Raw genomic sequence first — 20,268 nt, 5'->3', positions numbered from 1 at the left:
ACAGCCAGCCATGGACGGCCGTACCCCCAGCTCCCCGGATTTCGCCCCCTTCGCCGAACAGCTCGCCGGACTGAGCCTGCCGGTGTGCGCTTTCGATCACCAGGGCCGCTGCCTGCTGTGGAACCGGGAAATCACGCGCTGGCTCGGCTGGAACGCCGGCCAGTTGGCCGGTCCCTCGCCCCTGGCCCTGCTGTTTCCGGATCCCGCCGCCCGCCGGGCGGTCAAAAAGGTGCTCGGCCGCCGGCCCGCCGCCGGTTTTCATCAATGGTCGCCCCGGGACAGCCAGGGCCGCTCCTGCCCGGGCCTGTGGACCCTGCTGGAGCTGCCCGGCGTCCGCCTCTTCATCGGCCAGGACCTGCGCCGGCGCCAGCTGGTCGAAACCCAGCTCGGCCTGGCCGCGCGCATCCTCGACAATATCGACGTCGGCATCCTGATCACCGATGCCCGCCGCCGTATCCTGCTCGCCAACCCCGCGGTCTGCCGGATCACCGGCTACGAGGCAGCCGAGCTGCTCGGCCGCACCCCGGCCCTGCTCGCCTCCGGCCGCCACCCGGACAGCTTCTACCGGGAGATGTGGCGCAGCCTCGAACAGCAGCGCCGCTGGCGCGGCGAGGTCTGGAACCGGCGCAAGGGCGGCGACATCTATCCCCAATTGCTGGCCATTTCGGCCCTGTGCGATGAACAGGGCCGGGTTGGCCATTACCTGGCCCTGTTCAGCGACATCAGCCAGCTCAGGGCGGAAAACGCCGAACTCGAGCACATCGCCCAGTATGACGCCCTGACCGGCATTCCCAACCGCCGCCTGCTGGCGGACCGCCTGGTGCAGGCCATGGCCCGCACCCACCGCCACGGCACCCGGCTGGCGGTCTGCTACCTGGATCTGGACGGCTTCAAGCAGGTCAACGACCAGTACGGCCACCCGGCGGGAGACCGGTTGCTGATCGAAATCAGCCGCCGGCTCAAGCAGATACTGCGTCCCTACGACACCCTGGCGCGGCTGGGCGGAGACGAATTCGTGCTGCTGTTCGCCGATCTGCCGCCGGGGGACGATCTGGCCTCGGTCATGCCCAGGGTGCTGGCCACCGTGGCCGAGCCGGTGCGGCTGGACGAAGGCCAGGCGCGGGTGTCGGCCAGTATCGGCGTCACCTTTTACCCGGACGACGAGGTCGAGGCCGATCTGTTGTTGCAGCACGCGGACCAGGCCATGTACCTGGCCAAACAGGGCGGCAAGAACCGCTATCGCTGCTACGACTCGGCCCAGCAACAGCACCAGCACGCCCGCCAGCTGCAGTTGCAACAACTGGAGCAGGCGCTGCTGCTGCATCAGTTCAGGCTTTATTACCAGCCCAAGGTGGATTTGCACAACGGCGATCTGGTCGGCCTGGAAGCCCTGTTGCGCTGGCAGCATCCCCAGCAGGGCCTGCTGGTGCCGGGCGCCTTTCTGTCCCAGCTGAACGGCACCCGCTTCGAATCCCAGCTCGGCCGCTGGGTTCTGGAGCAGGTGTTGCACCAGCTGGATCTCTGGCAGCACCAGGGCCTGGTGCTGGAGGTGAGCCTCAATATCGGCGCCGATCACCTGCTGCAGGCCGACTTTGCCGACCAGCTGGAGCAGGCCCTGGCCCGCCATCCGGCGGTGGCGCCCGGGCGGCTGGAGCTGGAAGTGCAGGAAGTGGCCGCCCTCCACCATCCCCAGCAGGCCGCCCTGGTACTGGAGCGCTGCCACCGCCTGGGGGTGCGCATCGCCCTGGACGATTTCGGCACCGGGCTGTCGGCCCTGTCGTTCCTGCGCAGCCTGCCGCTCGACCTGCTCAAGCTGGATCACAGCCTGATCAGCGATATGCTGACCAACAGCGACGATCTCAGCCTGGTCAGCAGCATGCTGCACCTGGCCCACAGCGTGCACCGGCCGGTGCTGGCCGAAGGGGTGGAAAGCCCGGAGCTGGCGGCCCTGCTGCTGCGTCTGGGCTGTCGCTTCGCCCAGGGCTACGGCATCGCCGAGCCCATGCCCGCCGAACGCATCCCGGACTGGATCCGGGGCTGGCAGGGCAACGCCCTCTGGGTCGACCTCAAGGACAGGTTCGCCGGCGGCTGAGGCTCAATCCGCCTCCAGCCGGCGTACGAAATCCTCGATCACCATGTCGTAGAGCCGGTCCTTGAGAAAGGCATCCTCCACCCCGTGGTCGATATTGGGATTGTCGTTCACCTCGATCACCGCCACCCGGCCCTTGCCTTCCTTGATATCCACCCCGTAGAGGCCGTCGCCGATGGGCCTGACCGCCTTGAGAGCGGCGTTGATCACCGCCTTGGGCGCCTCGAAGGTGGGCAGGGTGACGAAACCGCCGGAGTCCGCCTCCTGGCCGCCGCCGTTGTGGCGGTAGATCTGCCAGTGCCCCTTCACCATGAAATATTTGCAGGCGAAGATCGGCTGGTGGTTGAGCACCCCGATACGCCAGTCGAACTCGGTGAAAAAATACTCCTGGGCCAGCACCAGGGCCGAGGCGTTGCGCAATTTGGCCAGGGTATCGACCAGGGCCGCCTTGTCGGCCACCTTGTATACCCCGCGGGAAAAGGCGCCGTCGGGGATCTTCAACACCAGGGGGTAGCCCAGCTCCCGCTCCAGCCAGTCGGCGGCATCCTTCTGTTTGGGGTTGACCATCAGCGTCTTCGGCGTGGGCACCCCGTGCTTGGCGAAACTCTCCGCCAGGAAGATCTTGTTGGCGCAGCGCAGTATGGAGGTGGGCGAGTCGATCACCACCAGGCCCTCGTGCTCCGCCTTCTGGGCAAAACGAAAGGTGTGGTGGTCGATGGCGGTGGTCTCGCGGATAAAGAGGCCGTCGTACTCCGCCAGCCGCTGGTAGTCCTTGCGGGTGATCAGCTCCACGTTCACCCCGGCCCGCTCCCCCGCCTTGACGAAGCGCTTGAGCGCCTTGGGATCGGAAGGCGGCAGTTCCTCGTCCGGGTTGACCAGCATGGCCAGATCGTAGCGGTAGCGCTTCACCGACCTGGGCTTGCGCCAGATGATGCGGGAATAGGCCTCGAGGGCGTTGGCAAACTGATCCTCCTCCTCCCCCGCCAGATCCCGGGGCGACAGCGTGGCCAGGCCGGTCAGCTCCCAGTGGGTGCGCTTTTTGAAGCCGAGCTCCATGACGGGGCACGGCAGCCGCTCGAACAGCTCCCGGCACAGGCCGGCCAGGCCCGGCACCTGGCAGTGGCCGAAGTAGCTCTTGATTTTCAGCTGTTTTACCGGCTCGCCGCCGGCCAGCCACTGGTCGAGCGCCTCGGACACGCCGTCGAAGCCGAAGGCGAACAGGCCCTTGTTGCGCAGGTTGTTGAGGGTCGATACCGAGGGGATCACATGCTGGCCCCGGGCTTCCGCCAGCAGCGAACAATAATAGCCGTTGGACAGGTACTTGCCGGTCTTGCACAGGTTGATCACCCGGGTGCGGGGCGCGTTTTTGGCCGGCGCCTGCTTGAGGTAGGTTTCGAAGTCGACCAGGTTTTCGGAAGGGAAATAGGGTTCCCAGGCGCTGAGTTCATCCACCACCAGGATCAGTTGGGTCATGGGGAAAATCCGTGTTGGCTGCCAAAATGGAGGCTTTCCACTCTACCCCCAATCCCGTCCCGGGGCATGCAAATTTGCTCGCTGGCGGAATATTTTTGACGTATGTTGAAAGCATTCATCTGGCCCATCCGGTGACCCATGTCCGCACCCCTCGTCCGCCCCGCCCGCAAGTCCGAACTCACCGCCCTGCTCGCCCTCGAGACCCGTTGCTTTGAACAGGACAGGATCAGCCGGCGCAGCTTCCAGCGCTTTATCGAACATCCCCAGGACCTGCTGCTGGTGGCCGAGATAGCGGGCCAGCTCCAGGGCTACATACTGGTACTGTTTCGCCGCAACACCCGCCTGGCGCGGATTTATTCGGTGGCGGTGGCCCCCGACACCCGCGGCCTGGGGCTGGGGCGCGCCCTGATGCTGGCCGCCGAGGACGGGGCCAGGGACAAGGGCGCCGTGTTCATGCGCCTGGAGGTGCGCGCCGACAACACCGCCGCCCAGAACCTCTACCAGTCCCTCGGCTACCGCCAGTTCGGGGTCTTCCACGACTATTACGAGGATCACCAGAGCGCCCTGCGCTACCAGAAACGGGTTCACCACTACCACCCGCTGACGGGCACCAAGGCGGTGCCCTATTATCGTCAGACCACCGAATTCACCTGCGGTCCGGCCTCGCTGATGATGGCGGTGAGCGCCCTGGACCCGGACTACCGGCCGGAAATCGACGAAGAGCTGCAGCTGTGGCGCGAGGCCACCACCATCTTCATGACTCGGGGTCACGGCGGCTGCGGCCCCCATGGTCTGGCCCTGGCCGCCAGGCGGCGCGGCTTCGAGGTGGAGCTGATGCTCAACCAGCAGGGGCCGCTGTTCGTCAGCAGCGTGCGCACCCCCGACAAGAAGCTGATCCTCGAACGGGTGCACGAACAGTTCCTGGCCCAGATGGCCGGGCTTGGCATGAGGCCCCAATACGGCAGCTTCAGCCTGGAGCAACTGGAGCAGGGACTGGCCCTGGGCCGGCTGCCGCTGGTGCTGATCAGCACCTACCACCTGGACGGACGCAAGGCCCCCCACTGGGTGCTGGTGTGCGCCATGGACAAGGAATTCGTCTATATCCACGATCCGGACATCGACGACGATGCCGGCGAAAGCCCGGTGGACAAACAATACCTGCCGATAGAGCGCAGCCGCTTCGACCGCCTGGCCCGCTACGGCCAGAACGGCCTGCGCACCCTGGTGTGGGTATACAAGGCCTGAAGCGGACAGGAGCTGTCGGTCATGGACTGTCGTTGCCGCCGGAAAGTATCAAAAAAATCATATTAATATCAAATAGTTGTAATTAAATTCTCGATCCTGCGCCAAGCCGGCCCCGGGGCGGCCGCGCTTTTGCTCTTCCGGCGGCCTTGTATACTGGGCCCAAGTTGAACCGACAGAGACCTTTCATCATGTTGCACAAAAGCCTTGCCCTTAGCCTGCTGCTGCTCGGCACCGCGCCCGCCCTGGCCGGTGAAAGCCTCAATACCCTTATCGGCGGTGGCGCCGGCGGGGCCGCCGGGGCCCTGCTCGGCAAACAGATGGGCGGTGACACCGGTGCCCTGGTGGGAGCCGCCCTGGGCGGCGCCGCCGGCGGTGCCGCCACCGCCAACCGGGGCAACAAGAACGAAGCCGCCCTGGGTGGTGCCGTGGGAGCCCTGGGCGGCGCGGCGCTGGGCAAAAACCTGGCCGGCGACAACGGTCAATTGATTGGCGCCGGCATCGGCGGCGCCACCGGCTCGGCCCTGGGCGCCAGGTCCGGCGACAACCACCGCCGGGAAGTCCATCACTACCATCACGGCAAAAAGAAAAAGTGGAAGAAAAAGCACCGCCATTGGGATGACTGAACTTCCCGGGCCCGGCGCAAGCCGGGCTTTCTTTTGCTCGACCTAATTCGCCCCCGGAGCGCAGGCGGCCCGCAAAGGGCCTTGTTGTTACTGGCGGCGCGGGTGGAACTTTATCTTAAGAAAGATCAGGCCCGCCCCCATCAGGGTGCCCAGGGGGAAGGACGGCAGTTGCACCGCCACCAGCACCCAGAAAGGCCATTGACGGAGCATGCCGCCGTCGGAGAGGTAACCGGACCAGGCCCGCCGGCACAGCCAGATCCAGGCCAGGCTTATCAGTACCAGAAATCCCCACAGCATGGGGCCGGTCAGGGCCGGCGCCGGCCCTCCCTCGGCCAGCCCCTGCTGCATCAGCAGGCCACTGCCCAGTACCAGCACGGGGATCAGTATGGCCTGCACAATAAGGATGATCCTGGCCAGGGTATCGGCGGTCTGTATTTTCATCTTTCCTTTTCCTGTCATCTGTCTGTTATCAAACTGCCATCTTGGGCTTCTACCATGGCCGCGTTCTAACCCCATGTGAGCAAAGGATAATTTAAAAATGAGCCAGTTTGAACAGCAGGACGAACGCAATCACCCGCGCCATCAGACCCCCGAGTTCACCCAGATGGTGGAGCATAGCCTGAGCCGCCGCCGTTTCCTGGGCGGGGCCGCGGCCCTGGGTGCCGCCGCCTTCTTCGCCGCTTCACCGGTTTCCCGCGCCATCGCCGCCGCCACCGGCAACAGCCCGCTGCTGGGCTTCAAGGCGGTGCCGACCAGCACCCAGGACACCATAGTGGTGCCGGAAGGCTACCAGGTGGAGCGCCTGATCTCCTGGGGCGATCCCCTGTTTTCCAACGTGGCCGAATTCATCAACGGCGGCGGCAACAGCGCTGCCGACCAGGCCGGCCAGTTCGGCGACAACAACGACGGCATGAGCTTTTTCCCGGTGGACGACAACACCGCCATCCTGGCCATCAACAACGAATACACCAACTACGAGCTGATGTTCCCGCACCAGGGCAAGGCCATGAGCGAGGACGACATCAAGCGTGCCCAGGCCGCCCACGGCGTGTCCGTCATCACCCTCAAAAAGCAGGCCGAGGGCTGGCGCTTCGAGAAGGACGGCCAATATAACCGCCGCATCGACGCCAACACCCCCATGGCCATCAGCGGCCCGGCCAAGGGCCACGCCCTGCTGCAGACCGGCGCCGATCCCAAGGGCGAGCGGGCGCTCGGCACCTTTAACAACTGCGCCAACGGCATGACCCCCTGGGGCACCTACCTCACCTGTGAGGAAAACTTCAACGGCTACTTCGGCACCGACGGCGACATCGAGCTCCCCCCTGCCCTGGCCCGCTACGGCGTGGCGGCGGAAGATGCGGGCTACCAGTGGCACCGCTTCGACGAGCGCTTCGACCTGGCCAAGCACCCCAACGAGCCCAACCGCTTCGGCTGGGTGGTGGAAATCGACCCCAGGGATCCCTCGTCCACTCCCGTCAAGCGCACCGCCCTCGGCCGCTTCAAGCACGAGAACGCCGAGCTGGTGATCGACCGGGACGGCCAGGTGGTGGTGTATCTCGGCGATGACGAGCGCGGCGAGCATATTTATCGCTTCGTCAGCAAGCACAAGTACAACCCCAACGACCAGGCTGCCAACCGCAACCTGCTCGACGAGGGCACCCTCTACGTGGCCAAGTTCCACAGCGGCGCCGAGGGTGAACTCAAGGGCAAGGGCGAATGGATTGAACTCTCCTTCGGCAAGAACGGCCTGACCCCGGAAAACGGCTTCAACAGCCAGGCCGAGGTGCTGATCCACGCCCGCCTCGCCGCCACCCAGGTGGGTGCCACCACCATGGACAGGCCCGAGTGGGTCGCGGCCCACCCCACCGAGCCGGTGGTGTTCTGCACCCTGACCAACAACAAGAACCGGGGCACCAAGGACAACCAGCCGGTGGACGGCCCCAACCCCCGCGCCGAAAACCACTACGGCCAGATCGTGCGCTGGCGCCCGGCGGATGGCCGCCACACCGCCGCCGGGTTCGACTGGGATCTGTTCGTGCTGGCCGGCAACCCCGAAGTGCATAACGACAGCCTCTACGCCGGCTCCGCCAACGTCAGTGCCGACAATATGTTCAACAGCCCGGACGGCATCGGTTTCGACCAGGGCGGCCGGCTGTGGATCCAGACCGACGGCAACTACTCCAACCAAGGCGACTTCGCCGGCCAGGGCAACAACCAGATGCTGTGCGCCGATCCGGCCAGCGGCGAGATCCGCCGCTTCCTCACCGGGCCCATCGCCTGTGAGGTCACCGGCCTGGCCTTTACCCCGGATCAGAAGACCCTGTTCGTGGGCATCCAGCACCCGGGCGAAGAGCTGGCCGGCTCCCACTTCCCCCTGGGCGGCGACAGCACTCCCCGCTCCAGCGTCATGATAGTCACCCGCAAGGACGGCGGTGTGATCGGCGCCTGAGTCCGCTCACTCGCTGCCAAACGGGGCCTTCTGGGTCCCGTTTTTTATTTCCGCCCCTGTCCGGATTGGATCTCGCCGGCGAATATCGCCACAATAACAAGGCCATCATCCAGCGGAACGCCATGCCATGAATGCCAGCCTCATTCTCACACGCAACCATGTCACCTGCTCGGGCCAGGGCGAGCGCACCCTGGTGTTCGGCCACGGCTTTGGCTGCGACCAGCAAATCTGGAGCCAGGTCGCGCCCGCCTTCGAACGGGACTACCGGGTAGTGACGTTCGACTATGTGGGCTGTGGCCGCGCCGACCCCGGCGCCTACGACGAGCAGCGCTACCAGACGCTGGACGGCTATGCCCTGGATGTGCTCGAGGTAGCCGCGGCCCTGGCGCCGGGGCCGGTCACCTTCGTCGGCCACTCGGTGAGCGGCGCCATCGGCATGCTGGCGGCTATCGCCGAACCGGGCCGTTTCGAGCAGTTGATCGCCCTTGGTCCCTCGCCCCGCTACCTCAACGACGAGGACTACCATGGCGGTTTCGAGCGGGCCGACATTGCCGACCTGCTCGACATGATGGAACGCAACCGCTTCGAATGGGCCGGCTACCTCGCGCCCCGGGTCATGGACAATCCGGATCGCCCCGAGCTGGCGGACGGCCTGCGGCGCAGCTTTCTCGCCGCCGATCCGGTGATCAGCCGCCGCTTCGCCGAGGCCACCTTCCTGTGCGACATCCGCGCCCAGTTGCCCCGGGTGTCCTTGCCCACCTCGGTGCTGTATTGCGAATCGGACATCATAGTGCCGCTGACCGCGGTGGACTACCTGGCCCGCCGGCTGCCCCGCTGCCGCCTGCACCGGCTGGCGGCAAGCGGCCACTATCCCCAGGTGAGCCATCCCCGCCTGGTTATCGACGCCATCCACCAGGAGCTGAACGCCCGGCCATGACGCTTCCGCCCACGCTGCACCAGCAACCCTGCGGCCTGCTGACGGTGGATGAAACCAACCGCATCCGCTTCATCAACGCCCCCCTTGCGGATTGGCTCGGCCAGGACGCCGACCGCCTGCTGGGCGCCCCCCTGGACCGGCTGCTCGGGGCTTCGGCCCGGGTATACTACCTGGCCCAGATCCTGCCCTCACTGCAGCAGCAGGGGTACATCGATGAAGTCTACCTGCGGCTGAAAACCCCCGGCGGCGAGCTGCCGGTGCTGCTCAACGCCCGCCGGCGCGACCTGGCCCGGGGCCGGGCCTTTGACCTGGCCATCATGCCCATCCACCGTCGCCACCTGTTCGAAGAGCAACTGCTGCAGGCGCGCCATGCCGCCGAGCAGGCCATGCGCCACAAGGAGCAGGCCTACCGCGAGCTGGAGCAGGCCAGGGCCGCACTGGAGCAGCAGCAGCAGCAGCTGACCGAGCTCAACCGGCAGCTGGAACAGCTCGCCACCACGGATCCCCTGACCGGGCTGTACAACCGGCGCGTCTACGAGCGCGAGCTGGGCATGCAGCTGTCGTTGTTTCAGCGCCAGCATCAGCCGTTCAGCCTGGTGCTGGCCGATATCGATCACTTCAAGCAGATCAACGATCGCCACGGCCACGACATGGGCGACCGGGTGCTGCACACCGTGGCCGGGGAGCTGAAGGGACAGTTGCGGGATCTGGACTGGCTGGCCCGGGTCGGCGGCGAGGAATTCGCGGTCATCCTGCCCGGCAGCGATCAGGCCGCCGCCCTGGCCGTGGCCGAGCGGCTGCGCCGCCATATCGCCGCCCTGGACTGGCCCTGGGGCCAGGTCACCATCAGCCTGGGGCTGGCCGAGGTAGGCCCGAACGACACCCAGAGCAGCCTGTTCAGCCGGGCCGACCAGGCCCTTTACCGAGCCAAGGCACAAGGCCGCAACCAGGTCCAGACGGCGCCGGACGAAACCGCACCGGGGTGATCCCCGCCCGCCTTTGCTGTTATGCTTGGCCGCATCGGCACAGCAGTCTTCGAGGGAAAGCATGAAATACCGACCACTGGGCAATACCGACATCCGCGTCAGCCTGATAGGCCTGGGCACCATGACCTGGGGCGAGCAGAATACCGAGGCCGAGGCCCATGCCCAGCTCGACCTGGCGCTCGAGGCGGGCATCAACCTTATTGATACCGCCGAACTCTACCCGGTACCGCCACGCCAGGAAACCCAGGGGCGCACCGAAACCATGATCGGCAACTGGCTGGCGGCGCGGGGCCAGCGCGATAAAATCGTGCTGGCCACCAAGGTGGTCGGCCGGGCCCATGACCCCCAGCGCCCCTCCTATTTTCGTGAGGGTAAGCCCATGCTCGACCGGGCCAACATAGTGCGGGCCCTGGACGACAGCCTGCGCCGGCTGCGCACCGACTATGTCGATCTGTACCAGTTGCACTGGCCGGACCGGCGCACCAACATGTTCGGCCAGCTCGGCCTTGAGCAGCTGGACGAGGGCGACACCGTCCCCATAGAGGAAACCCTGGCGGTGCTCGACGAACTGGTGCGGGCCGGTAAAATCCGTCACATCGGCCTGTCCAACGAAACCCCCTGGGGCGTGCACCGTTTTCTGCGGGCCGCCGAAACCCTCGGCTATCCGCGCATCCAGGCCATCCAGAACCCCTACAACCTGCTCAACCGCACCTTCGAAATCGGCCTGTCCGAGTTCAGCCTGCGCGAACAGGTGGGCCTGCTGGCCTATTCACCACTGGCCTTTGGCATGCTGAGCGGCAAGTACGAGCATGGCGCCCGCCCGGAGCAGGCCCGCCTGACGCTTTATCAGCGATTTCAGCGCTACAGTGGTCCCCAGGCCAGGGCCGCCACCTCCGCCTATGTGGCGCTGGCGCGGGAGCACGGCCTGACTCCGGCCCAGCTGGCCCAGGCCTTCGTCAACAGCCGTCCCTTCGTCACCAGCAACCTGATCGGCGCCACCAGCCTGGCCCAGCTCCGGGAAAACATCGACTCGGTACACCTTGAGCTCGGCCCCGAGCTGCGCCAGGCCATCGCCGAGCTGCACCGCCAGTACCCCAACCCGGCCCCCTGAACGCCGCCCGGGGCGACACTGCTCACATTCGGGAGCACGAACGCGGCCAGGCGTAGTCAGCCGCGCGCTCCCGTTGCTAATATAAGGCCCAGCGAACCAGAGCCATAAGCAGGTGCCATGCCCCACAACCGTGCCGTCCGACTGTCCACCCTTTCCTGGCTCATCCTGGCGCTGGGGCTGCTGATCTCCGCCTTCGCCGCCCTGCAGGTCAAGCGGGTCGGCGAGGCCGATGCGGTCAAGAACTTCGCCTTTAGCGCCGACCAGCTCGCCATCAAAATCGAGGAGCGGCTGGCGGCCTACGCCCTGGTGCTGCGCGGCGGCGCCGGCCTGTTTGACGCCTCCGACGCGGTGACCCGGGAAGAATGGCGCCAGTACGCCGCCAAACTGCAGATTTCCGAGGTGGCCGGCGGCATCGAGGCCATCGGCTTCGCCCGCCTGCTGCGTCCGGAGGAGCTGGCCGGGCACATCGCCCAGATGCGTGCCGAGGGCTTTGCCGATTACCGGATCCGGCCCGCCGGCCGGCGGCCGCTCTACGGCACCGTGCTCTTTCTCGAGCCTTTTCGGGATCGCAACCTGCTGGCACTGGGCTACGACATGTTCTCGGACCCGGTGCGTCGGGCGGCGATGCTCCAGGCCAGAGACACCGGCAGGGCGGCGCTGACCGGCAAGGTCGAGCTGGTCACCGAGACCGCCGGCCAGGCCCAGCCCGCCACCCTGATGTATGTGCCCGTGTACCGCAAGGGGACGTCCTGGAATACCCTGGTCCAGCGCCGTCAGGCCCTGATCGGCTGGTCCTACGGCGCCTACCGGATGCAGGATCTGATGCACGGCATCTTCGGCGACAGACTCGCCCACCCGGAACAACCGGTGGGCCTGCGCATTTTCGACGGCGACCGGGCGGATCCGCACCAGTTGCTCTACCAGAACCTGGATCGCCCGCACCAAGCCGCCCCCAGCCCCTTTTTCCAGCAAAGGCTGATCGACTTCAACGGCCGCCAGTGGCTGCTCACCTTCGACCACGCCAACCCGGCGGCGGGCGTCGATCATACCGCCGCCTGGGCCACCCTGTCCGGCGGGACCGCCCTCAGCATGCTGCTGTTTTCCCTGATCCGCTCCATGTCCCGCACCCGCAGCCGGGCGCTGGCCCTGGCCGAGCAACTCACCGGGGAGATCCGCCAGCGCGAACGCCAGTTCGAACAACTGCTCACCCGGCTGCAGACCATCGCCAGCCGGGTGCCCGGCGTGGTCTACGAATACCGGCTCTACCCCGACGGCCGCTCCAGCTTTCCCTACGCCAGCGAGGGCATCCGCCAGATTTACCGCATCAGCCCGGAGCAGGCACGGGAAAACGCCGCCGCCGTGTTCACCGCCATCCATCCGGACGACCTGGAAGACGTGGCCGCCAGCATCCAGCGTTCCGCCGACCAGCTCGCGCCCTGGCGCCATGAATACCGGGTCCGTTTCGAGGACGGCACCCAGCGCTGGGTGTTTGGGGATTCGGTACCGCACCGGGAAGAGGACGGCTCGATCAGCTGGTACGGAGTAATCACCGACATCACCGCCCGCAAGCAGGCGGAGCTGGCGCTCAGGGAAGCCAACCGGCAAACCCGGCATTTTCGCGAGGCTCTCGACCAGCTCTCGTCCTACATCTACATGAAGGACACGGACTCGCGCTATATCTATGCCAACCGGGCCACCCTGGAGCTGTTCGGCTGCACCGCCGCCACCCTGGCCGGCAGCCGCGACGAGCAGTTTTTTCCCCTCGACACCGCCCGCCGGCTGCGCCAGATAGACGCCCGGGTGTTTGCCGGCGAACAGACCCGGGAAGAGGTGGAGAGCATCGGCAAGGACGGCCGGCGCACCGTGTTCCTGGAGATCAAGACCCCCATCTACGACGAGCCCGAGCAACAGGCGGTGGTCGGGCTGCTCGGCATTTCCACCGACATCACCCCGCTCAAGACCCATGAACAACAGCTCGAACAACTGGCCCACTACGACGCCCTGACCAACCTGCCCAACCGGATCCTGCTGGCCGACCGCCTGCATCAGGCCATGCTGCAGGCCCGCCGCCACCACCAGTCGCTGGCGGTGGTGTACCTGGATTTGGACGGCTTCAAGGCCGTCAACGATCACTACGGCCACGCCGCCGGCGACAAGCTGCTGATGACGGTCGCCGCCCGCATGAAGGAAGTGATCCGCGAGGGTGACACCCTGTGCCGGCTGGGGGGCGACGAGTTCGTCGCCATACTGCTCGACCTGAACGACGTGGACGCCAGCAAGCCCCTGCTCAACCGGCTGCTGCAGGCCGCCGCCCGCCCGGTGTCGCTCGGCCGCCACCGGCTGCAGGTCAGCGCCAGCCTGGGCGTGACCTTTTATCCCCAGGCCGAGGAGCTGGAGCCCGAGCAACTGCTGCGCCAGGCGGATCAGGCCATGTACCAGGCCAAGCTGGCGGGCAAGCACCGCTACCACCTGTTCGATGCCGAGCAGGATCGCTCCCTGCGCAGCCACCACGAAAGCCTGGAGCACCTGCGCGCCGCCCTGCACGCGGGCGAGTTCGTGCTGTTCTTCCAGCCCAAGGTCAACATGCGCACCGGCGAGGTGCTGGGCGCCGAAGCCCTGCTGCGCTGGCAGCATCCCCAGCAGGGGCTGCTGCCGCCCGCCCACTTTCTGCCGATCATCGAAGAGCACCCGCTGGCGGTGGAACTGGGCAACTGGGTGATCGACGCCGCCCTGCAGCAGATCCGGGAATGGCAGCAGCAGGGCCTGAGCCTGCCGGTGAGCGTCAATATCGGTGCCCGCCAGCTGCGCCAGCGGGACTTCGCCCGCCAGCTCCAGGAGCTGCTCGGCCACTATCCGGACATCGCCCCGCGCCTGCTCGAGCTGGAAGTGCTGGAAACCAGCGCCCTCGGCGACCTGGCGCAAATCTCCCAACTGCTGGAAGACTGCCGCGGCCTCGGCGTGGGCCTGTCTCTCGACGACTTCGGCACCGGCTATTCCTCGCTCACCTACCTCAAGCGGCTGCCCGCCACCATCGTCAAGGTCGACCAGAGCTTTATCCGCGACATCCTGGAAGATCCGGAAGATCTGGCCATCCTGGACGGGATACTGGGCCTGGCCAGCGCCTTCGGCCGCCAGGTCATCGCCGAAGGGGTGGAAACCCGGGAGCACGGCGACATGCTGCTGCGTATCGGCTGCGATCTGGCCCAGGGCTACGGCATCGCCCGGCCCATGCCGGCGGCAGAGCTGCCCGCCTGGGTCGCCCGCTGGCGGCCCGAGCCGCACTGGGCCGGCCTGCGCCGCCTGAACCGGGAAGAGCTGCCGCTGCTGTACGCCGGCATAGAGCACAGGGCCTGGTTGCAGGAGGTGACGGCCACCCTCACCAGCGGCAGCCGCAGCTGGCCGCCGCTGGATCCCGAACTGTGCCGGTTCGGCGCCTGGCTGGCGGGCCAGCCGCCCCTGGCTCCGGCGCGCCGGGAGGCGCTGGCCGAGCTGCACCGGCGTATCCACGACCAGGCCGAACAACTGCGCCTGGCCCACCAGGAGGGCCGGAGCCGGGACGCCCAGGCCCTGCTGGCAACCCTGTTCGAACTGGGCGATCAACTGCTGGCACAGCTGGAGTCCTGCCTGGAGTAGGCCTTCAGTGCCCGGAGCCGAAGAAACGGCTGTCGGTACTGACCTCGGTCCGGCCATCGCTGGCCACGAAGATCACCGGCAGGATCCGCCCGGATATCCGGGCAGGATCGGCAGCCAGGCTGACGGGCAGGCTTCGTCTTTCTCCGGCGGCAAGCACTATGTCCTGCTCGCCCCGCCAGTGCAGCGCAGCGTCACCTGCCACTCGTAACCGGTACTTCCGGGGTTGCTGGGTTTTGTTGGCAAGCTTGAGGATATAGCTGTTTTCCACCATCCCTTCGGCCGTTTCCCGGTACAGCTGGTTGCGATCCCGCAGCACATCCAGCGCCAGCGGCGGGCGGTTCAGGGCGGCGTAGGCCAGCAATCCCAGCGCAAGGCCCATCATCAGGCCATAGCCCAGCAGCCGGGGCCGCCGCAGCCGGCTCTGGCCCCCGGCCAGTTCCCGCTCGCTGGCGTAGCGGATAAGCCCGGGGGCATAGCCCATGCCGCTCATGGTCTGATCGCAGGCATCCGCACAGGCGCCGCAGTTGATGCACTCGTACTGCAGGCCGTCGCGGATGTCGATGCCGGTGGGGCAGACCTGCACGCAGAGGTGGCAGTCGATGCAGTCTCCCAGACCCAACTGTGTCGGGTCGGCCTTGCGGGCGCGCGGCCCCCGGCTCTCGCCCCGGCGGGCGTCGTAGGCCACGGTCAGGGTATCCCGGTCGAACATGGCCGACTGGAAGCGGGAATAGGGACACATATGGGTGCACATTATGGCGCGCATCCAGCCCGCGTTGAGGTAGGTGCACAGGGTGAAGAACAGCACCCAGAAGCAGGTCCAGGGGCCGGCGGAGAACGCCAGCAGACCGGTGACCAGCTCGGTCGCCGGCACGAAATAGGCGACCAAGGTCACGCCGCTCAGCAGGGCGATCAGCAGCCAGGCCAGGTGCTTGCCGCCCTTGCGGGCGACCTTTACCGGGCTCCAGGCGGCCTGGTCCAGCCGTCGGCGCTGGTTGGCGCTGCCCTCGAACCGCTCCTCCACCCAGATAAACCAGAAGGTCCATACCGTCTGCGGGCAGAGGTAGCCGCACCAGACCCGCCCCAGCAAGGCGGTAACGAAGAACAGGGCGAAGGCCGCCACCATCAGCAGCAGCGCCAGCAGGGTCAGATCCTGGGGCCAGATGGTGGCGCCGAACAGGTAAAAACGCTGTTGCTCCAGATCCAGCCAGATCGCCTGCCGGCCGTTCCAGCGCAGCCAGGGGCCGGCCAGGAACAGCAGCATCAGCGCCCAGCCCAGGCGTTGCCGCCAGCGCTGCCAGCGCCCTTGCTGGGCGCGCACATAGACATGGCCCTGGTCGATGGGCCTGCTGCCGGAAGAAGGGAGGATCTGTTGCACCTCGATGCGTTGGGATGATGTTTCCATGGGACTCACATTGCGGCTGGGAAGAATTCGCCGGGCAGTAGAGCATGGGAGCAGACGGCGCAACATAAACAGTTGGCCGCGGATGAACCATAACAGTTGCGGTCTGTGCGCCGGTTGACAGAACAGCCGGGCTAGAGCACCGCTCAGTTTAAAAATCGATCAAAATTAGCTATTTGTTGTCTGTTGCAACGTAGAAAAGAGTCAACAGGGCCACCTCCGCCGACACGCCGCGAGTACGTCCCTGTAGGCTCGCACCTGCCATCCCTGGCAGGTGACGGTCGGCGGAGGCCATCCCTGTTGCCTCTTTCAAGCTCCGGCGCCGTCTGAGGGGGGTGCCCGCAGGCAGTTGCGGTGCGATAGGAAGGACAAAGGGTGCTGCTCCGCCGGCCCTCCGCGCCAGGGAGGGCGCGGCGGAGCCCCCAGGGATGGGTTTACGGCGTGCCGGAGGAGTAGCACCCTTTGGCCGACGGCCTCTGCCTCGCCAGAATCAACAATGCCTGCAACCAACGGCGTATCAGAGCCGCCTCAGTTTTAAACTATATGGTGCTCTAGGCCAGCTGTTCGCCGATCAGCTCCGCCAGCCGGCGGATGGCGGCGTCGCTGCGGGAGTTCCAGGGCAGGGAGGCATTGAGCCGCAGGCAGTGCCGGTAGCGGTCATCGGTGGCGAACATGCGCCCCGGTGCTATGGTGATGCCCTCCGCCAGGGCCCGCCAGTACAGCCGGGTGGTGCAGACCGGCGCCGGCAGCTCGATCCACAGGAAGTAACCGCCTTCGGCGCCATGCAGCCGGGCCGAGGACGGAAAGACCCGCTGTACCGCCCGGCAGAAGCGCTGCTTGCGCTGCGCCAGGGTGCGCCTCAGGGTATGCAGGTGCTTGTCGTAGTGGTGACCGCACAGGTAGTCGGCCAGGGCCAGCTGCATGGGCGCACTGGCGGACAGGGTGCTCATCAGCTGCAGCCGCTGCACGGCCTCGGCCTGCCGCCCCGCCGCCACCCAGCCGATGCGCATGCCGCTGCCCAGGGTCTTGGAGAAGGAAGCGCAGTGCAGTACCCGCCCCTCTTCGTCCCAGGCCTTGATCGGCAGGGGCGGCTCCTCCCCGGCATACAGCTCGCCGTAGACATCGTCTTCTATCAGGGCCACATCGTGTTCGGCCAGCAACGCCAGCAGCCGCTGCTTGCGGGCCGCCGGCAGGGTACCACCCAGGGGATTCTGGCAGTGGCTCATCAGCCAGCAGGCCTTGATGGGATAGCGCTTCAGGGCCTCGGCCAGGGCATCCGGATCCATGCCTTTCTGCGGATCCGTGGCCACCGCCACCGCCTTCAGCCGGTGCCGCTCCAGCGCCTGCAGGGCGCCATAAAAAGCGGGCGACTCCACCACCACCCAGTCGCCGGGCGCGGTCAGTGACTGCAGGCCGAGGTTGAGCGCCTCCAGCGCCCCCGAGGTGATGACGATTTCATCGGGCGACACCGTCATGCCCCGGGCCGCGTAGCGGCGGGCGATGGCTCGCCTGAGTTCGAGCCGGCCCGGGGGCAGGCTCACGCCGGTGCCCTGGCGGTACAGCTGCCGGGCCACCCGGCCGAGGGAGCGGGCCAGTTGCTGGCGGGGAAAGAGCGACGGATCGGGAAAGGCGGAGCCCAGGGCGACGCAGGCCGGATCGTCCCCGGCCTGCAGCAACCTGAAGATAACGGCGTTGATGTCGACGGTCTCCGCCGGTTGCAGCAAGGGCGGCGAATGCTCAATGGTACTTGCCAGCGGTTCGGCCACAAAATAACCGGACTGGGGCCGGGAGCGGATCCAGCCTTCGCTTTCGAGCAATTGATAGGCGCTGAGCACCGTCATCAGGCTGAGATCCGTGCGCCGCGCGCTTTCCCGCAGGGAAGGCAGCCGGTCTCCCGGCTGCCAGGCGCCGGCCGCAATCTGGTGGCGCAGTTGTCCGGCCAGTTGCTGATACTTGTTGGACACTCAGCTTGCGGCCAGCTGGCAGTTCTCGCCCTCGAGTTCGGCCATGTCCGGGCCCAGGGTGAGGGCCTGGCGGATGTCGGCGATTTCCTGGCGGTGGGCCCGGCGCAGTTGCTTGCGCAGCTTGCCCATCACGAAGCGGCGGATTTCCTCTTCGCTCTCCAGAATAAGGCCCGCCACCTGGCTGGGTTTGCGGGTTTCCTCGTCCAGCGCCACCATGGTGAAGTAGGAGGTGTTGGTGTGCTTGACGATGCCGTTTTTAAAGTCTTCCGACACCACCTTGATGCCCACTTCCATCGAACTTTTGCCCACATAGTTGACCGAGGCGTACAGGGTGAGCAGCTCGCCCACCTCCACCGGGTTGACGAAATCCACCGAATCCACCGAGGCGGTCACGCAGTAACCCTTGGCGTGGGTGGCCGCGCAGGTGTAGGCGATTTTGTCCATCAGCGACAAAATCACGCCCCCGTGCACCTTGCCGCCGAAATTGGCGTAGGAGGGCACCATCAGTTCCTTGAGGATGACCTGGGAGGACTTGACCGTTCTGAAACCCGCTTCGTTCATTGCTTCACCTGAAAATTGCCGTTGTATCGTAATGGATGGCGCCGGGCGCCCAGACAGGGGGCATAGCATGTCCGACCCGGGCGGCGGCGTAAACCATTTCACGCCCGCCCGGGCGGATTTTTTCGGCCCGGGCACGGCCGGCCATCTTCCATTGGCCAGCGCTGCCGGCTGTAAGGTATTATTTACACCCAAAACGACCTGGCAGAGGCTGACGATGCGCCTGAAAGTAACCTGTGAAGACCGGCTGGGGATGACCCGGGAGCTGCTGGACATTCTGGTGGAGCACCAGATCGATCTGCGCGGCATCGAAATCGATACCAGCGGCATCATCTATCTCAACTTCCCCACCCTCGACTTCACCAGCCTGCAGCACCTGATGCCGGCCATCCGCCGCATTCCCGGGGTGTTCGACGTCAAGACCATCCCCTGCATGCCCTCGGAGCAGGAGCACAACGCCATCACCGCCCTGTTGCGGGTGCTGCCCGACGCCGTGGTGGCGGTGGACGGCAGCGGGCGCATTACCCTGGCCAACGACGCCGCCTGCGCCCTGCTCGGCCAGCCCCAGGCCGAGCTGCGCCAGCAGCCGCTCGGGCCACGCCTGAAGGGGGTGCATGTGAGCCGCTGGCTGGAGCAGGACGCGCCCGGGCCGCTGAGCGAAAAGGTCATGCTGGAAGGCGAGCCCTACCTGGCGGACTTCCTGCCCATCTGGGTCGACGAGGAGTCCGGCGGGCCCAGCCTGGCCGGCGCCGTGGTGGTGCTGAGGTCCGCCTGGCGCATCGGCCAGCACTTCAAGGCCATGCGCCACCGGGAGTCGGCCCACTTTGACGGCTTTATCGCCCAGAGCCCGGCCATGAGCGAACTGCTGCGGGAAGCGCGCCGGCTGGCAGCGCTGGACGCCCCCCTGCTGATCCAGGGCGAAACCGGCACCGGCAAGGAGCAGCTGGCCCGGGCCTGCCACCATGCCAGCCTGCGCGGCGAAGGTCCCTTCATTTTGCTCAACTGCGCCGCCATCCCCGATGAGGCGGCGGAAAACGAGCTGTTCGGCTATGCCCCCGGCGCTTTCGGCAACAATGCCCAGGGCAAGCGCGGCGTACTGGAGCAGGCCAACGGCGGCACCCTGCTGCTCGATGAAATCGGTGAAATGTCGGCGTGGCTCCAGCTCAAGTTGCTGCGGGTGCTGCAGGACGGGGTGTTCCGCCGCCTCGGCGACGAACAGGAAGTGAAGGTGGATATCCGGGTGATCTGCACCAGCCAGCAGGATCTGGCCGGCCTGGTGCAGGACGGCCGCTTCCGCCGGGATCTGTTCTACCGGCTCAATGTGCTCAACCTGCGGGTGCCGCCCCTGCGCCAGCGCCAGAAGGACATCGTGCCCCTGGCCCAGCACCTGTGCACCCGCTTCGCCGCCGAGCTGGAACGCCCCCGCCCGCGGCTGGCGCCGGCCCTTGCCGACTACCTGCAGCACTATCCCTGGCCGGGCAATGTGCGCCAGCTCGGCAACAGCCTGTACCGGGCGATCAGCCTGCTGGAGGGGGACGAACTGGGGCCGGGGGATTTGTCCCTGCCCGAGCAGGAGCCGCTGCCGGGCCTGGACAGCCTGTGCGACGGCTCCCTGGAAGAGGCGGTCAAGGGATTCGAGCGGCGGCTGCTGGAGCGGCTTTACCCCGAATATCCCTCCACCCGCCAGTTGGCCAGGCGGCTTGGCATCTCCCACACCGCCATCGCCAACAAGCTCAAGGACTACGGCATCGGCCGGCACGGCCAGGAACGGTCATAACGGTTGCGGGCCCACCGCCCGCCA

At 66.5% G+C, this 20,268-nt stretch carries 14 protein-coding genes; 9 read left to right on the top strand and 5 right to left on the bottom strand.

Annotated features, from left to right (window positions below):
- The first annotated feature begins 10 nt into the window (after positions 1 to 10).
- Positions 11 to 2,092 carry a putative bifunctional diguanylate cyclase/phosphodiesterase gene (locus tag C7I36_RS08405; RefSeq protein WP_106453275.1) on the top strand — a complete coding sequence of 694 codons (2,082 nt, stop codon included), beginning with the start codon at positions 11 to 13 and terminating at the stop codon, positions 2,090 to 2,092.
- 3 nt (positions 2,093 to 2,095) lie between these two features.
- Here the strand turns inward: C7I36_RS08405 and C7I36_RS08400 are convergent, their stop codons facing one another.
- Positions 2,096 to 3,562 (bottom strand): RimK family protein, encoded by a 1,467-nt coding sequence (locus C7I36_RS08400; RefSeq protein ID WP_106453274.1) that lies wholly within the window; start codon positions 3,560 to 3,562, stop codon positions 2,096 to 2,098.
- 138 nt (positions 3,563 to 3,700) lie between these two features.
- Here C7I36_RS08400 and C7I36_RS08395 point away from each other — a divergent pair, with 138 nt between their 5' ends.
- Together C7I36_RS08395 and C7I36_RS08390 are read left to right on the top strand one after the other, a co-directional pair.
- A complete protein-coding gene (locus tag C7I36_RS08395; RefSeq protein ID WP_106453273.1) occupies positions 3,701 to 4,807 on the top strand; it encodes a GNAT family N-acetyltransferase/peptidase C39 family protein in 1,107 nt (368 codons plus the stop codon).
- A gap of 188 nt (positions 4,808 to 4,995) precedes the next feature.
- Positions 4,996 to 5,430 carry a hypothetical protein gene (locus tag C7I36_RS08390; protein WP_106453272.1) on the top strand — a complete coding sequence of 145 codons (435 nt, stop codon included), beginning with the start codon at positions 4,996 to 4,998 and terminating at the stop codon, positions 5,428 to 5,430.
- Between the two features lie 87 nt (positions 5,431 to 5,517).
- On the opposite strand, the gene C7I36_RS08385 is transcribed toward C7I36_RS08390, so the two are convergent.
- Complete coding sequence (locus tag C7I36_RS08385; protein ID WP_106453271.1) at positions 5,518 to 5,871, bottom strand: hypothetical protein; 354 nt, start codon at positions 5,869 to 5,871, stop codon at positions 5,518 to 5,520.
- A 97-nt stretch (positions 5,872 to 5,968) separates the two neighbouring features.
- Here C7I36_RS08385 and C7I36_RS08380 point away from each other — a divergent pair, with 97 nt between their 5' ends.
- The 5 genes from C7I36_RS08380 (at position 5,969) to C7I36_RS08360 (ending at position 14,546) form a co-directional block, all read left to right on the top strand.
- On the top strand, positions 5,969 to 7,879 hold the full coding sequence (locus tag C7I36_RS08380) for a PhoX family protein (protein WP_106453270.1): 1,911 nt from the start codon (positions 5,969 to 5,971) through the stop codon (positions 7,877 to 7,879).
- A gap of 127 nt (positions 7,880 to 8,006) precedes the next feature.
- Entirely contained in the window at positions 8,007 to 8,816 is an 810-nt protein-coding gene (locus C7I36_RS08375; protein WP_106453269.1) for an alpha/beta fold hydrolase, read from the top strand.
- A complete protein-coding gene (locus tag C7I36_RS08370; RefSeq protein WP_106453268.1) occupies positions 8,813 to 9,802 on the top strand; it encodes a sensor domain-containing diguanylate cyclase in 990 nt (329 codons plus the stop codon). Before C7I36_RS08375 ends, C7I36_RS08370 begins: the two co-directional genes overlap by 4 nt.
- A 61-nt stretch (positions 9,803 to 9,863) precedes the next feature.
- Positions 9,864 to 10,913 carry an NADP(H)-dependent aldo-keto reductase gene (locus tag C7I36_RS08365; RefSeq protein ID WP_106453267.1) on the top strand — a complete coding sequence of 350 codons (1,050 nt, stop codon included), beginning with the start codon at positions 9,864 to 9,866 and terminating at the stop codon, positions 10,911 to 10,913.
- A gap of 117 nt (positions 10,914 to 11,030) precedes the next feature.
- The gene (locus C7I36_RS08360) at positions 11,031 to 14,546 is read left to right on the top strand and encodes an EAL domain-containing protein (protein WP_106453266.1); all 3,516 of its coding nucleotides are present in this window, start codon (positions 11,031 to 11,033) and stop codon (positions 14,544 to 14,546) included.
- 4 nt (positions 14,547 to 14,550) lie between these two features.
- On the opposite strand, the gene ccoG is transcribed toward C7I36_RS08360, so the two are convergent.
- From ccoG to C7I36_RS08345, 3 genes are all read right to left on the bottom strand, one after another.
- On the bottom strand, positions 14,551 to 15,948 hold the full coding sequence (gene ccoG, locus C7I36_RS08355; RefSeq protein ID WP_106453265.1) for a cytochrome c oxidase accessory protein CcoG: 1,398 nt from the start codon (positions 15,946 to 15,948) through the stop codon (positions 14,551 to 14,553).
- Positions 15,949 to 16,496: 548 nt separating this feature from the next.
- A complete protein-coding gene (locus C7I36_RS08350; RefSeq protein WP_106453264.1) occupies positions 16,497 to 17,909 on the bottom strand; it encodes an aminotransferase-like domain-containing protein in 1,413 nt (470 codons plus the stop codon).
- Positions 17,910 to 18,470 (bottom strand): acyl-CoA thioesterase, encoded by a 561-nt coding sequence (locus C7I36_RS08345; RefSeq protein WP_106453263.1) that lies wholly within the window; start codon positions 18,468 to 18,470, stop codon positions 17,910 to 17,912.
- 214 nt (positions 18,471 to 18,684) lie between these two features.
- On the opposite strand from C7I36_RS08345, the gene tyrR reads away from it, so the two are divergent.
- Entirely contained in the window at positions 18,685 to 20,244 is a 1,560-nt protein-coding gene (gene tyrR / locus C7I36_RS08340) for a transcriptional regulator TyrR (protein ID WP_106453262.1), read from the top strand.
- Positions 20,245 to 20,268 lie beyond the last annotated feature (24 nt).

The organism is Zobellella taiwanensis (genome assembly GCF_003012795.1).
Taxonomy (GTDB): Bacteria; Pseudomonadota; Gammaproteobacteria; order Enterobacterales; family Aeromonadaceae; genus Oceanimonas; species Oceanimonas taiwanensis.
Note: the sequence above shows the minus strand (reverse complement) of the source record. Positions and strands in the feature narration are given on the sequence as shown.

Bases quoted from the DNA above. Each gene is read 5' to 3' on its own strand.
- tyrR (WP_106453262.1), top strand. From the start codon at position 18,685: ATGCGCCTGAAAGTAACCTGTGAAGACCGGCTGGGGATGACCCGGGAG.
- C7I36_RS08345 (WP_106453263.1), bottom strand. From the start codon at position 18,470: ATGAACGAAGCGGGTTTCAGAACGGTCAAGTCCTCCCAGGTCATCCTC.
- ccoG (WP_106453265.1), bottom strand. From the start codon at position 15,948: ATGGAAACATCATCCCAACGCATCGAGGTGCAACAGATCCTCCCTTCT.
- C7I36_RS08390 (WP_106453272.1), top strand. From the start codon at position 4,996: ATGTTGCACAAAAGCCTTGCCCTTAGCCTGCTGCTGCTCGGCACCGCG.
- C7I36_RS08365 (WP_106453267.1), top strand. From the start codon at position 9,864: ATGAAATACCGACCACTGGGCAATACCGACATCCGCGTCAGCCTGATA.
- C7I36_RS08405 (WP_106453275.1), top strand. From the start codon at position 11: ATGGACGGCCGTACCCCCAGCTCCCCGGATTTCGCCCCCTTCGCCGAA.
- C7I36_RS08385 (WP_106453271.1), bottom strand. From the start codon at position 5,871: ATGAAAATACAGACCGCCGATACCCTGGCCAGGATCATCCTTATTGTG.
- C7I36_RS08360 (WP_106453266.1), top strand. From the start codon at position 11,031: ATGCCCCACAACCGTGCCGTCCGACTGTCCACCCTTTCCTGGCTCATC.
- C7I36_RS08370 (WP_106453268.1), top strand. From the start codon at position 8,813: ATGACGCTTCCGCCCACGCTGCACCAGCAACCCTGCGGCCTGCTGACG.
- C7I36_RS08380 (WP_106453270.1), top strand. From the start codon at position 5,969: ATGAGCCAGTTTGAACAGCAGGACGAACGCAATCACCCGCGCCATCAG.
- C7I36_RS08400 (WP_106453274.1), bottom strand. From the start codon at position 3,562: ATGACCCAACTGATCCTGGTGGTGGATGAACTCAGCGCCTGGGAACCC.
- C7I36_RS08375 (WP_106453269.1), top strand. From the start codon at position 8,007: ATGAATGCCAGCCTCATTCTCACACGCAACCATGTCACCTGCTCGGGC.
- C7I36_RS08395 (WP_106453273.1), top strand. From the start codon at position 3,701: ATGTCCGCACCCCTCGTCCGCCCCGCCCGCAAGTCCGAACTCACCGCC.